Origin of the sequence: Cryptosporangium sp. NPDC048952 (assembly GCF_043197895.1) — a bacterium.
Taxonomy (GTDB): Bacteria; Actinomycetota; Actinomycetes; order Mycobacteriales; family Cryptosporangiaceae; genus Cryptosporangium.
The window spans coordinates 276553-289370 of record NZ_JBICTY010000005.1; the positions used below are offsets into that span (position 1 = coordinate 276553).

11 protein-coding genes are annotated in these 12818 nt (G+C 71.2%); 6 read left to right on the plus strand and 5 right to left on the minus strand.

Translation table 11 applies throughout. The features are described from left to right. Positions 1-31 precede the first annotated feature (31 nt). On the plus strand, positions 32-817 hold the full coding sequence (locus tag ACGFY5_RS27975) for a hypothetical protein (RefSeq protein ID WP_392724336.1): 786 nt from the start codon (positions 32-34) through the stop codon (positions 815-817). On the opposite strand, the gene ACGFY5_RS27980 is transcribed toward ACGFY5_RS27975, so the two are convergent. Next, positions 818-1390 carry a DUF3000 domain-containing protein gene (locus ACGFY5_RS27980; protein WP_392724338.1) on the minus strand — a complete coding sequence of 191 codons (573 nt, stop codon included), beginning with the start codon at positions 1388-1390 and terminating at the stop codon, positions 818-820. Positions 1391-1571: 181 nt separating this feature from the next. On the opposite strand from ACGFY5_RS27980, the gene hemE reads away from it, so the two are divergent. After that, a complete protein-coding gene (hemE, locus tag ACGFY5_RS27985; RefSeq protein WP_392724340.1) occupies positions 1572-2711 on the plus strand; it encodes a uroporphyrinogen decarboxylase in 1140 nt (379 codons plus the stop codon). Here the strand turns inward: hemE and ACGFY5_RS27990 are convergent. After that, complete coding sequence (locus ACGFY5_RS27990) at positions 2708-3670, minus strand: DUF4349 domain-containing protein (protein WP_392724342.1); 963 nt, start codon at positions 3668-3670, stop codon at positions 2708-2710. The genes hemE and ACGFY5_RS27990 overlap by 4 nt on opposite strands. A gap of 190 nt (positions 3671-3860) precedes the next feature. Between ACGFY5_RS27990 and hemG the strand changes: the two genes are divergently transcribed. Both hemG and hemQ read left to right on the plus strand, forming a co-directional pair. Beyond that, on the plus strand, positions 3861-5393 hold the full coding sequence (gene hemG / locus ACGFY5_RS27995; protein ID WP_392725054.1) for a protoporphyrinogen oxidase: 1533 nt from the start codon (positions 3861-3863) through the stop codon (positions 5391-5393). Beyond that, positions 5386-6093, plus strand: coding sequence for a hydrogen peroxide-dependent heme synthase (hemQ, locus tag ACGFY5_RS28000; protein ID WP_392724344.1), 708 nt, complete (start codon positions 5386-5388; stop codon positions 6091-6093). The genes hemG and hemQ overlap by 8 nt, the downstream gene beginning before the upstream one ends. A gap of 31 nt (positions 6094-6124) precedes the next feature. Here the strand turns inward: hemQ and msrB are convergent, their stop codons facing one another. The 3 genes from msrB to ACGFY5_RS28015 form a co-directional block, all read right to left on the minus strand. Further along, entirely contained in the window at positions 6125-6544 is a 420-nt protein-coding gene (gene msrB, locus ACGFY5_RS28005) for a peptide-methionine (R)-S-oxide reductase MsrB (protein ID WP_392724346.1), read from the minus strand. Positions 6545-6566: 22 nt separating this feature from the next. Continuing rightward, positions 6567-9104: a lamin tail domain-containing protein gene (locus tag ACGFY5_RS28010; RefSeq protein ID WP_392724347.1), complete on the minus strand. Its 2538-nt coding sequence runs from the start codon at positions 9102-9104 to the stop codon at positions 6567-6569. 178 nt (positions 9105-9282) lie between these two features. Further along, complete coding sequence (locus ACGFY5_RS28015; protein WP_392724349.1) at positions 9283-10626, minus strand: class I SAM-dependent methyltransferase; 1344 nt, start codon at positions 10624-10626, stop codon at positions 9283-9285. A 243-nt stretch (positions 10627-10869) separates the two neighbouring features. Between ACGFY5_RS28015 and ligD the strand changes: the two genes are divergently transcribed. Further along, a complete protein-coding gene (gene ligD, locus ACGFY5_RS28020; RefSeq protein ID WP_392724351.1) occupies positions 10870-11907 on the plus strand; it encodes a non-homologous end-joining DNA ligase in 1038 nt (345 codons plus the stop codon). 94 nt (positions 11908-12001) lie between these two features. Then, positions 12002-12745: a dienelactone hydrolase family protein gene (locus tag ACGFY5_RS28025; protein ID WP_392724352.1), complete on the plus strand. Its 744-nt coding sequence runs from the start codon at positions 12002-12004 to the stop codon at positions 12743-12745. The last annotated feature ends 73 nt before the right edge of the window (positions 12746-12818 follow it).

A 12818-nucleotide genomic window follows, 5' to 3' on the forward strand; every position in this document is an offset into this window, starting at 1 on the left:
TGACCGCCACGTGAACGACCAGGAGGCACCCGTGTCCACGCCACAGCAGCCATCCGACCCCTGGGCGCAACCGGCCGCCAGTCCGTTCCCGGTCAATCCCGCGCCCGGCAACGAGTACGCCGCGCCGGTGTCCGGTGCCGAGTACTCGGTGCCCACGTACCCGGCCCAGCAGGCACCTCCGCCCACGTCCGCACCTCCGGGGTACGGGACGCCGGGGTACGCCCCTCCGCCCGTGTCGGTGCCGCCGACGTCGGTGCCCCCGTCGTCGCCTCCGCCGCCCGGTTACGCGCCCGCGCCTCCGGGCGGTTACGCCACCGGGCCGATTCCGGCGGTCGGCGGGTACCCCACGGCGCCGTTACCCGGTTCGACCGAGGTGGGGCCGTCCGCGTACGGCCGTCCGCCAGGTGGCCGGAACCGCTGGGTGGTGATCCTCGCGGCGGCCACCGCGGTGCTGCTCGTCGTCGGGCTGACGATGACCGGGCTGTTCATCGCCAAGAACGGCGAGCAGAACGACACCCAGGCGAAGCTCACCGCGGCCGAGGGCACGCTCAAGGAGCGGGACGCCAAGGTCGCGACGCTCGAGAAGGACCTCACCGACACCAAGACCAAGCTGACGAACACCGAGCAGCAGCTGAGCGGCACGAAGGACTCGCTGGGCACGGCGAACGCCGACAAGCAGACCATCGCTCAGTGCCTGAAGCTCGTCATCCAGGCGCTGGACGCGATCGGCAAGAAGGACAAGGCGAAGACCGACTCGCTCATCGCCCAACTCGACGCTCCCTGCACGAAGGCGGAGAAGCTCCTGCCCGCGGAGTAGTCAGGCCGAGTGGTGGGCGGCCAGCACCGTGACGCCGGGGGGCGGCAGCCCGGCGGTGGAGGCCAAGAGGACGCACCACGCGTCGAGGTGTGGCGCGAGGTCCGGCGACGTGTCGAGCATCGGCGTCCAGGACGCCCGTACCTCGACGTCCGAGCTGGTCGGCGGCCCAGCCAGGTCACCGAAGCGGGTGGAGCTCACCTGCGTCACGGTGCCGCCGATCGCCGCGTACCGCGCGCCGGCGAGGTCCAGGGCGTCCAGGAGCCAACTCCAGCCGACCGCGGCGAGCATCGGGTCGGTGCCCATCTCGGACTCCAGCTCCGCGGTGACGTAGGAGACCACGCGCCAGTGCCCGTCCCAGGCCTCCTGGCCGGACGGGTCGTGCAGGACGATCAGCCGGCCGGTGGCGACCTCCTCGTCGCCGCGCACCACGGTTCCGGATAGGGCGAAGCTGCGCGGGGCGAGCCGCTGCGGTGCCGGAACTTCCTCCAGGAGGATCTCCGGCCGGGTCCGAACCGCGCGCAGCGTCGCCACGGCGCTTGCGAAGGGGTCTGGCTCGGCGCCGGTGGGGGCCATGCTCCAGAGGGTAGGGGGAGCGGCGGAGCCCGCGCAGCGCGGCGCGCCGTTCGGCGGCCACCCGCACGAGCCGTCGGTCCCGCGGCCGCGCCACCGGGCCCGCAGCGACGTTGCCGGCGGCAGGACCGCGCGCCCGGCGGCGCTGGGCAACCGCGGGCGGCGCCGTGAAACCATGGCCGACATGACTGACACCGCAACGCCCCTCGGCGGCTCGCCGCGCTCCGCGGCCGACATCGGCTCGGACTCCGGTGCGCGGCAGGTCACCGAGCGTGCGCCGGTCCCGGCCGAGCTGGCCGACGGGCCGTTCCTGCGGGCGTGCCGACGCGAGTCGGTGCCGCACACGCCGGTGTGGTTCATGCGTCAGGCGGGCCGTTCGCTGCCCGAGTACCGCAAGCTGCGCGAGGGCATCGGCATGCTCGACTCCTGCCGACGTGCCGATCTTGTGACTGAGATCACGCTGCAGCCGGTCCGTCGCCACCAGGTCGACGCCGCGATCTTCTACTCCGACATCGTCGTGCCGCTGATCGCTGTCGGCGTCGGCCTCGACATCGTCGCCGGCGTAGGGCCGGTCGTCGACGAGCCGTTCGGCTCGGCCGCCGACCTCGAGCGGTTGCGTCCGCTCGAGCCCGACGACGTCCCGTACGTCACCGAGGCGGTGGGCGCCCTCGTCGGCGAGCTGGGCGAGATCCCGCTGATCGGGTTCGCCGGTGCTCCGTTCACGCTGGCCAGCTACCTGGTGGAGGGCGGCCCGTCACGCACGCACGCCCGCACCAAGGCGCTGATGTACGGCGAGCCCGAGCTGTGGCACGCGCTCTGCGACCGGCTCGCGACGATCTCGTCGGCGTTCCTGCGGGTGCAGATCGCGGCCGGCGCGTCCGCCGTGCAGCTGTTCGACTCGTGGGCCGGTGCGCTGTCGGAGGCCGACTACCGCAGGTACGTCCAACCGCACTCGGCGCGGGTGCTGGCCGAGGTCGGTGTCACCGGCGTACCGCGGATCCACTTCGGCGTCGGAACCGCCGAGCTGCTTCCCGCGATGGGCGAGGCCGGTGCCGACGTGGTCGGCGTGGACTGGCGGACGCCGCTGGCCACCGCGTCCGCCCGGATCGGTCCCGATCACGCGGTGCAGGGCAACCTCGACCCCGCGGTGCTGCTGGCGGACCAGCGGGTCGTGGCCGAGCACGTCGAGCGGGTGCTCGCCGACGGGGCCGCCGCGCCAGGGCACATTTTCAACCTCGGGCACGGTGTCCTGCCGGAGACCGACCCGGGCGTCCTCACCCGGGTCGTCGAACTCGTCCACGAACACTCCCGCCGCGAAGGTTAGGAGTCCGCCTTCTCCTTCGCAGGTTCCTCCGGAGTGGGCTCGTCAATGGCGGTGTAGAGCGCCGACGGGGCCGGGGAGACCGGCTCCGGGCGGCGGGGACCGTACCGGCGCAGCGCCCACCAGATCGGCACGCCGACGATCGCGAGACCCAGCAGGAACGGCGCGAGCCACCCGAGGATCGTCAGCAGCACGACGACGGTCGTGACGAACGCGCTCCAGCCGTTCTGCAGCCCGACGAACAGCCCGCGCTCCTTCTTCGGCTCGGGCTTCGGCGGCGCGGACGGCTCGGTGAGCGACAGCGTCAGCGTCGAGTACGACACCTGGTCGGACAGCGTTCGCTTGGTCGCCTCGGACGTCGCCAGCTCGCTTTCCCGCGTGGTCAGCTCACGCTCGATCGTCGTCAGCTCGGTGATCGACGTCGCCCGGGAGAGCAGCGCGCGGACCCGGTTGACGCTGGCGCGCTGCGCGGCGATCCGCGCGTCGATGTCGATCGTCGAGGTCTGCAGGTCCTCGGTGCCCAGCTTGCGCGAGGTTTCGGTGCCGAGTTTGGCCAGCGCGTCGACGGTCCCGGTGAACCTCGTCGACGGCACCTTCAGCGTGAGCGTGGCGGAGATGTCGTCGTCCGGGCCGGTGACCTCGCGCTGGTCGGCGGCGACGTACCCACCGGCGGCCACCGTCGCCGAGATCGCCTTCGCGGCCGCGTCCGGGACGTTGCCCGCGGTCACCGCCAGCGAACCGGTGTAGATCAGCGGGCGACTGCGCGTGCCGAGCTGCGTCGGCCCGGTACCGGTCCCGCCGGGCTGCTGCTGCTCGGTCGCGCCCTGCCGGTCGGCCGGCGCAGCTGCGGGCATCGCGCCGCTGCTGGAATCCTCGCCGCTGTTGTCGCCGCTGCATCCGGCGAGCAGCAGCCCGGCCAGCAGTACCGCGATGAACGCCAGGAGGCGCCGTGGAACGTCCATGGTGGTCCCTCTCGTCGGGCTCGTGGATTTCCGACCTGCGCGAGTTCGACGTGAGAGTTACCTGTGCGGTTGCACGCCCGCGTGGTTCGTTGCCGCCTCGTGACCGGGTAGCAAGGCGAGCGTGACGCTGCCCACCTTCGGTGAGTTCGCAGGGGTCGGCGCGGGCGTCCCGCCCGCGGGGTGCGGCACGATGGGTTTCGTGCTGTTCGAGGACCGATTCACCCGACCCCCGCACGTCGTCGTGATCGGCGGTGGCATCGCCGGTCTCTCCGCCGCGCTCCGGCTGCGTGACGCCGCGCCGGACGGCGTGACGGTCACCGTCGTCGAGCAGACGGGCAGCGTCGGAGGGAAGCTCCGCACCGGTCGGGTGGCCGGCGTCCAGATCGAGGACGGCGCCGAGTCGTTCCTGCTGCGAGTGCCCGAGGCCCGTGCGCTGGCCGAGCGGGTGGGCCTCGCCGACGAGCTGGTCAGCCCCACCGCGGCGGGCGCCACGGTCTGGGTCGACGGGGCGCTGCGCCCGCTGCCGGCCGGCACGATGCTGGGCATCCCGGTCGACCTCGAGGCCGTCGCGGCATCCGGTGTCTTGAGCGACGCGGGACTGGCGCGCGTCCGTGCCGAGTGCGGCCTGCCGGGAACGCCGCTCGGCGACGGTGACGTCGCGGTCGGCGCGCTGATCTCCGAGAGGCTCGGGTCCGAGGTCGTCGACCGGCTGGTCGAGCCGCTGCTCGGCGGCGTCTACGCCGGGCAGGCCGACCGGCTGTCGCTGCGCGCGACGATGCCGGCCCTGGCCGCGGGGCTCGCCGATCAGCCGTCGCTGCTCAAGGCCGCGCGGGCCAACCGTGGCAAGGCCGCTCCCGGCACCCCGGTCTTCGGAACGATCCGCGGTGGGCTGTCCCGTCTGGTCACGACCGTCGCGCACGAGTCGAAGGCGGCGATCCGCACCGGCATGCCGGTCCGGTCGCTGCGCCGCACGACCGACGGCTGGCAACTGACTGTCGGCTCCGCCGGCTTGGGCGGCAGCTCCGCGATCCATGCCGACGCCGTCGTGCTCGCGGTGCCCGCCTCCCCGGCGTCGCGACTGTTGAACGACGTGAACCCGACCGCGGCGGGAACTGTCGGCGTACTGGAGTACGCGAGCGTGGCGCTCGTGTCGCTGGTCCTTCCGGGCCGGGTGGCGCTGCCGCCGGGCACCGGTGCACTGGTGCCCGCCAGCTCCGGACGGCTGGTCAAGGCCGTCACGTACGTGAACCAGAAGTGGGGCCACATCCTCGACGACGAACCGGTCACCGTGGTCCGCGCCTCGGTCGGCCGCTACGGCGAGGAGGCCGCGCTCCAGCTGGACGACGACTCGCTCGTCGCGGCCGTGCTCGGCGAACTGGGTTCACTGGTGCCGGTCGCGAGCGGCTGGCCGGCGCCGCTCGGCGTCAAAGTCAACCGCTGGGGCGGCGCGCTGCCGCAGTACGCGCCGGGCCACCTCGACCGGGTGGCCTCCGTGCGCGCCGCGCTGGCCGACGAGCCCACGCTGGCACTGGCCGGGGCCGCCTACGACGGCGTCGGCATCCCGGCCTGCATCCGCTCGGGGCAGGCCGCCGCTGACCGAATCTTGACGGCTCTGAGGGCCACCAGGAAGGGGGAGGCAATGAACTCTTTTCAACCTCCGAACAATCCACCCGTCACGCGATCTCTGAGGTCGCCGGTCGAAAAGAATTCATTCCATGGCTGAGGGAAACAACTCGAACGCGCAGCGGATCCGGGAGCTCAACGACTCGATCCGCTACACGATGTGGTCGGTGTTCCGGGCTTCGGATCGGCTCCCGGCCGACCGCACGGCGATCACGACCGAGGTCGAGGAGCTGGTCGAGCAGCTCGCGCAGAAGGACGTCGTGGTCCGCGGCATCTACGACGTGTCGGGCCTGCGTGCCGACGCCGACTTCATGGTGTGGTGGCACGCGTCGACCTCCGACGCGCTGCAGGAGGCGTACGCGCGGCTGCGGCGCACCGAGCTGGGCGCGCACCTGCAGCCGGTCTGGTCGCAGCTGGCGCTGCACCGGCCCGCCGAGTTCAACCGCAGCCACATCCCGGCGTTCCTGGCCGACGAGCACGCACGCGACTACGTCTGCGTGTACCCGTTCGTCCGGTCCTACGAGTGGTACCTGCTGCCGGACGAGGAGCGTCGCGCGATGCTCGCCGAGCACGGCAAGATGGCGCGGGGCTACGCCGACGTGCGGGCGAACACCGTGGCGTCGTTCGCGCTGGGCGACTACGAGTGGATGCTGGCGTTCGAGGCCGACGAACTGCACCGCATGGTCGACCTGATGCGTGATCTGCGGGCGTCGACCGCGCGGCGTCACGTCCGCGAAGAAGTGCCGTTCTACACCGGCCGACGCAAGCCGGTCGCCGAGATCGTCGCGTCGCTGCCGTGAAGATCCGGGGCCCTGAGAAGGGCCCCGGCAATCACTTCCCGGTGGGTTCCAGCGTCAACGAGATCGAGTTGATGCAGTATCGGTCGTCGGTCGGCGTCCCGTAGCCCTCGCCGTGGAAGACGTGCCCGAGGTGCGAGTTGCACGTCGCGCAGCGCACCTCCACGCGCTTCATTCCGAGCGTGTTGTCCTCGATCAGGACGACGTTCTTCGCGTCCGACGGCGCGTAGAAGCTCGGCCAGCCGCAGTGCGATTCGAACTTGGTGTCGGAGCGGAACAGCTCCGTCTGACAGGCACGGCAGTGGTAGACACCGATGGTCTTGGTGTCGGTGTATTCCCCCGTGAAGGCACGCTCGGTGCCGGCCTCACGAAGGACGTGGAACTCCTGCGGGGTGAGCTGAGCGCGCCACTCCGCATCCGACTTGACAACAGTCGGCCGCGTCTGCTGAGTCATGCACTCAACGGTACCGCGCGCTTCACGGAGTCGCCGGGCTCGAATCTTCCGGTGAGGGCTCCTTCGGCACGGTGACGTACCCGACCAGCGGGTCGCGGTCACTCCAGCGCGACGCGAACTCGCTCTGCGCGTGCACCGCGTCGACAGCGGTACCTCGCAGTGCCGGGCTGACGAGCACGTGGTCGAGCAGGAACGCGTTGCCCTCCGCGACCACGCTGTACCGGTCGGTGGCCGGCAGCTTCGCGGCGACGTCGTCCAGCGCTCCACCGTCGGTGAGCAGGCCGAGCGTGGGGGAGCCGTCGGTGTCGGCGATGCCGCCGACGACGACCACGGCGGCCTCGGAGTCGGCTTCCAGCAGCTGGTCGACGAACTCGCGGACGGCCGAGGCCTGACTGCCGCGCTGCTGCTCGGAGATGTGACGCGCGGGCTGCTGGCGGCCGTAGAGCGGTCCGTCGCCGCGACCGGAGACGAAGTGGTTGCCCACGACGAACACCGTGCGTCCCTGGAACCGGAACTCGCCCGCGAGCGACCTGCGTGCGTCGCGGAAAGCGGTGGCGTTCGGGGTGACCCGGCCCGGCGACAGCGTCAGCTCGACGCCCTCGTCCGTGACCTCGACCGCGGTGGCCTTCGTGGCGTCGCCGGCGCCGCGGTCAACGAACGAGACCCGCGCGGGGTTGAAGAGGAAGCCGATCCGGCGGTTCTCCGGCCCGGAGCCGTCGCGCCGGGTGACCGGGTCGATCTGGCGGAAGTCGTAGCGGGGGCCGCCGGCGCCACGGATCGCCCCGGTGAGCGCCGCCCAGCCCTTCTCGGCGCTGACCTCCGAGTCGTAGTTGGCCCCGTCGTCGTCCGGCATGTCCTCGACGACCAGGACATCCGGCGAGCCCAGGCCGCGGACGACGGTCGCGGCCAGCTGGCGCAGCCGGCCGCGCTCACCGTTGGGGTCGGCGCCGCTGACGTCGATGCTGGAGACGGTCAGCTCGTTCGGCTTCGCCGGCCGTGCGGTCTCGGGCTTGACCTTCCCGCTGCGGATGGTGGGCGTGGACAGCAGCTCGACGCGGTAGTCGCCGGCGCCGTAGTCCAGCACGCCGTCGAGCGAGCCCTGCAGCTGATCGCCCACGTTGGCCACCGGGAGCGGCGCCAGCAGGTCGTCGAGCACGATGCGTTCGGTGTTGGGGTCGGTGTCGGTCAGACGCAGCCCACCGTGTTTCGTCCGGGACGACCCCGCGCCGGCCGGGAGCACCGGCAACTGACCGTCGACGCTGGTGGGGCCCACGACGGTCGGATTGGTCAACCGCACCAGCATGCCCTCGAGCGACTCGTAGAAGTCGAGTGCGTTGAGCGTCGGCGCGAACAGCCGGGTGGCTTCGACGTCACCGGGCGCGTCGGTGCGGATCTGGGTCGGGGGCATCCGGCCGCCGGGTCCGATCAGGACCGGCACCGGTCGCCGGGCCGCGCTGGACACGACGGAGACCGTCGGCCGGATCAGTTCGGTGGTGGTCAGGTTGTCGGCACCCGCGGCGCCGCCCGGCCGGTACTCGGTGACCGTGCCCGCCACGTTGACGGTGTCACCACTCTGGACCCGCGGCGCGGTGCCGGTGTAGACGAACAGACCGTCGCTGGTGGCCGGGTCGTTGTCGGGTTCCGGGTCCTGCATCCAGAACCCGGTGCGCCCTACCGCGGTGACGACGCCGGGCACCGAGGTGACCAGCCGCCCGGCCAGCGGCGACATGTGCGAGCGCCCCTGGACGTCGGCGATCCGCGCGGTGCGTCCGGCCTTGTCGCCCTGGCCGCCGGGTGGCGCCGGCGTCGCGACGACGAAGTCCGCGGAGTTGCTGCCGCTGTCGACGCCGCCGCTGCCGTCGACACCGGGGACGCCGCGAGCCTGCTGCTTGGCGTTCTCGACGCCGGCCGGGCCGCCCGGGTCGTCCTCGATCGAGGACGTGCCCTGGTCGGCGGGGACCGTGATGTCGCGCCGCACGATCGAGGTGGTGTTGGACAGTGCCGGGGCGGGGCGCCCCTCGGCGTCGTCGGCGTTGCCGTACCCGACGAAGTCGCGGACGCCTTCGACGGTCGTGCAGCTGGCCACGCAGTGCAGGGGTTCCACCGCGTGGACCAGGGCGACCTTGCCGGTCGTCGAGCCGAGGTCGAGGGTGCCGGTGATGTCGGCCGTCGGGAGGTGGGTGGTGCCGTTCGGGCCGCCTGCCTGCGCGATCAGGTACCGGCCGCCGGCCGGGATGCTGCCCGAGAGTTCGGTGACGCCCCAACCCCGCTCGCGGGGAGGCGCGTACTGCACGCTCCAGCCGCGCAGGTTGACCGGTTCGTCGCCGCGGTTGGTCAGTTCGATGAAATCCGCGGTCCAGATCGAACCGGGCTCACCGCCGCCGCCGTAGATCTGACTGATGACGAGATCGGCGGGACGGGAGGCGGTGCCGATCGTCGACGAGGTGGCGGTCGCGCCGAGTGCGATCGCGACGAGCAGAGCGGGGAACGCGGTGGGTAAGTAGAACGAGAGCTTGGTGAACTCGTTGCGCCGAGCATGCCGCTGGGGACGCCTGGTCACCGCATGCCTTACCTGATGCGCATGCCTCCCCGACGTACGGTTCCGTCCCACGAGCGCACACGCTACCGGTGATTCTCGGCGTTTCGGGTACGCGTGTAGAGGGCCTTAACCCTAGGTAGCCGGTCCGGTGGTCTGGACCGGCTACCGGGGGATTAAAGGGTCATCCGAACGGGTGAGTTCAGCTCACAGTCGCGTACGACGCGCGCGTCGCCGGCATGTGGCTGTGGCCCTTCCGATCCGGACGCACCGCCAGTACCTGGTGGATCGCGATCCGGTTCCGGTCGAACGCGAGCGCCGAACCGGCCATGTAGAGCCGCCAGACCCGGGCCCGGCCGACGCTGGTCAGCCGCACGGCCTCGGACCAGTTCTGCTCCAGATTGCTCACCCACGCGCGCAGCGTCCGCGCGTAGTGCTCGCGCAGCGACTCGACGTCACGCACCTCGAACCCGACGGTCTCGAGCTGGTCGGAGATCCAGCCCACCGACTGCAGCTCGCCGTCCGGGAAGACGTACGCGGTGATGAACGTCCGCTCGGTCTTGCCCTGCCGGCGCGACTCGAGCGTGTCGGTCACCGTCGGCGGCTGGGTGATCTGGTGGCTGAGCAGCCGGCCGCCGGGCTTGAGCAGGCCGTAAAGCAGGGTCGCGTAGCCGCGCCACTGGTCGGTGCCCACGTGCTCGGCCATGCCGATGCTGGAGATCGCGTCGTACGGGCCGTCGTCGATGTCGCGGTAGTCCTGTTCGCGGATCTCGACCAGGTCGGCGACGCCGGCGGCCGCGGCGCGCTTGGCCGCACCGACCGCCTGCTCGTGGGAGTTGGTGACGCCCACGACCTGCACGCCGTACTCGCGCGCCGCGTGGATCGCCATCGTGCCCCAGCCGCAGCCGACGTCGAGCATCCGCATGCCGGGCTTGAGCCCCAGCTTGCGGGCGATCAGCTCGACCTTGTTGGTCTGCGCCTGCTCGAGCGTGGTGACCGGGTTCTCGGTGCCGAGGTCGGGCCAGTACGCGCACGAGTACGTCATCGACTCGCCGAGCACCAGCCGGTAGAAGTCGTTGCCGACGTTGTAGTGGTGGCCGATCGCCGCGGCGTCCCGCCGGATGCTGTGCAGCATGCCGGTCGTCGGGCGCATCTCCTCCGGCGGCGGCGGGGGATTGCTGCCGATCGCACCGAGTCGCAGCGCGGACGAGACGAGCATCCGCTTGTCGGCGCTGGATAGGTGCATGCCCTGCGTCGCGTCGAACAGGTGGAGCATCCGGTCGAGCGCACCGATGAAGTCGCCTTCGACGGTCAGGTCACCGGAGACGAAGGCCCGGGCCATCCCGACCTCGTTCGGCGACCAGACGAGTCGTCGCAGCGCGCGGCGGTTGCGGATGACGAGGGTGGGAACGTCGTCGTCGGAGGGGCCGAGAGTGCTGCCGTCCCAGGCCCGGATCCGGACGGGAGGCTCGGTCCCGAATATCGTGTTGACTACCGGGTGTAACCGGTCGGCCACCGTGGCATGCTCTGACGCCAGGTACGTCATAACTGCTGTCCTTTCGCTCACCCACCGTGGGAGCTCGGTGAAGTCACGAGGTCTTGTTGGCGCCCTCAACAATGAGGTTGCTCAAACCAACTTCTTTTGATTGATCATGCACCCAAAAGAGGGTCCGACGGGCCGAATAAATACGGTGATCGCGCACACAGCTGGTTCTCAGTGCTACCACCGTTCTTCTGGAAGGCGCAGCTGTTAACGGTCTGTGGGTATTCCCGCCGGTACCGTGCTGACATGGCGTCCAAAGCAGCGTCTCCGGCAGTTGAACTCACCGTCGGTGATCGGGCTGTGCGCATCAGCAACCCCGATCGGATCTACTTCGACGACCCGCACGCCACCAAGCTCGACATCGCGAAGTACTACCTGTCGGTCGGGGAGGGCATCGTCAGGGCGCTCCGGGAGCGGCCTTGCATGCTGCACCGCTACCCGGACGGCGTGTTCTCCGGCGGTGCCGAGGGCGAAAAGATCTACCAGAAGCGGATCCCCCGGGGCGCGCCCGACTGGGTGGAGAGCGTCCAGGTGAAGTTCCCGAGCGGGCGCAGCGCGGACGAGCTGTGCGTCACCGAGCTGGCGTCGGTGATCTGGGCGGTGCAGATGTCGACGGTGGAGTTCCACCCCTGGCATTCGCGGCGGGCGAACACCGAGCAGCCCGACGAGTTGCGCATCGACCTGGATCCGCAGCCCGGCACCGGGCTGGCCGAGGCGCGTCAGGTCGGCGGCGTCGTGCGCGAGATCCTCGCCGATCTCGGCTGGACCGGGTGGCCGAAGACGTCGGGCAACCGGGGGATCCACATCTACGTCCGGATTCGGCCCGACTGGACGTTCACCGAGGTGCGTCGGGCCGCGCTGGCGTTCGCCCGCGAGGTGGAGCGCCGTGTGCCGGAGCTCGCCACCACCGCCTGGTGGAAGGAGGAGCGCGGCGAGAAGGTGTTCGTCGACTTCAACCAGAACGCGCGCGACCGGACGATCGCCAGCGCCTACAGCATCCGCGGACGCCACGGCGCGTTGGTGTCGGCGCCGATCACGTGGGACGAGCTGCCGGACGTCGAGAGTGAGGACTTCACGATCCGGACCGTGCCGGCGCGGTTCGCTGAGCTGGGGGACCTGCACGCCGGGATCGACGACGAAGCGGTGGGCATCGAGCCGTTGCTGGAGTGGTCGGACCGGGACGCTCGAGACCTCGACCTGGGTGACGCCCCGTACCCTCCGAACTACCCGAAGATGGAAGGCGAGCCGATGCGGGTGCAGCCGTCGAGGGCCCGGAAAAAGTAGTTTTCCGGGTTCTGATGGTGACGCGGGCCACACCTTCGGGTCATGCTCGACGGTGACCGGCACTCCGGTGCGACCCGCCCCACAGGAGGCGCGCATGCCCGAGCAGGCCCGAACCCCACTCAATCGCCCGCAGCGGACGCTTTCGTCGCGCAGTCACCCGCAGGCCGGTGCCGGAAAGACGGCTCCGGTCGGCGCGGAGCACGTGTCCGACGTGCTGGTCCGGGTCAGCGACGCGGAGCTCCAGGGACGGCTCGGTCTTCCGGAGACCGCCCGGGGCGTGGTGGTGTTCGCGCACGGTTCGGGGAGTTCGCGCAACAGCCCGCGCAACCGTCAGGTGGCCAAGGCGCTCTACCGGGCGGGCTTCGCGGTGCTGCTCGTCGACCTGTTCACGGCCGTCGAGGAGCAGGAGGACCAGCGCACCGGCCGGGTGCGGTTCGACATCGACCTGCTCGCCCGGCGCGTGGACGACGCGGTGGGCTGGGTCGCCGAACACACCGACACCCGGGGGCTGCCGCTCGGGCTCTACGGCGCCAGCACCGGCGCCGCGGGTGCGCTGGCGGCCGCGGCGCAGCGTCCGGAGACCGTGCGCGCCGTGGTGAGCCGCGGTGGCCGGCCCGACCTGGCGAGCAGCTGGCTCACCACGGTCGCCGCCCCCACCCTGCTGGTGGTCGGTGCCCTGGACCATCCGGTCCTGGAACTCAACCGCCAGGCCGCCGACGCCCTGGGCGGCCTCGCCCGCGTAGAGGTCGTCCCGGGCGCCACCCACCTCTTCGAAGAACCAGGCTGCCTCGATCAGGTTGCGACTCTCACCACTTCGTGGTTCGCGACGCACCTCTGAGGGTGCGCGGCCCGCTCAGCGCGACGCTGCCAGGCGAGCGCGAACCCTTGAGTATCACCTATACGAGGCGGAT

Bases quoted from the DNA above. Each gene is read 5' to 3' on its own strand.
- ACGFY5_RS27990 (WP_392724342.1), bottom strand. From the start codon at position 3,670: ATGGACGTTCCACGGCGCCTCCTGGCGTTCATCGCGGTACTGCTGGCC.
- ACGFY5_RS27980 (WP_392724338.1), bottom strand. From the start codon at position 1,390: ATGGCCCCCACCGGCGCCGAGCCAGACCCCTTCGCAAGCGCCGTGGCG.
- ligD (WP_392724351.1), top strand. From the start codon at position 10,870: ATGGCGTCCAAAGCAGCGTCTCCGGCAGTTGAACTCACCGTCGGTGAT.
- msrB (WP_392724346.1), bottom strand. From the start codon at position 6,544: ATGACTCAGCAGACGCGGCCGACTGTTGTCAAGTCGGATGCGGAGTGG.
- hemE (WP_392724340.1), top strand. From the start codon at position 1,572: ATGACTGACACCGCAACGCCCCTCGGCGGCTCGCCGCGCTCCGCGGCC.
- hemG (WP_392725054.1), top strand. From the start codon at position 3,861: ATGGGTTTCGTGCTGTTCGAGGACCGATTCACCCGACCCCCGCACGTC.
- ACGFY5_RS28025 (WP_392724352.1), top strand. From the start codon at position 12,002: ATGCCCGAGCAGGCCCGAACCCCACTCAATCGCCCGCAGCGGACGCTT.
- ACGFY5_RS28015 (WP_392724349.1), bottom strand. From the start codon at position 10,626: ATGACGTACCTGGCGTCAGAGCATGCCACGGTGGCCGACCGGTTACAC.
- hemQ (WP_392724344.1), top strand. From the start codon at position 5,386: ATGGCTGAGGGAAACAACTCGAACGCGCAGCGGATCCGGGAGCTCAAC.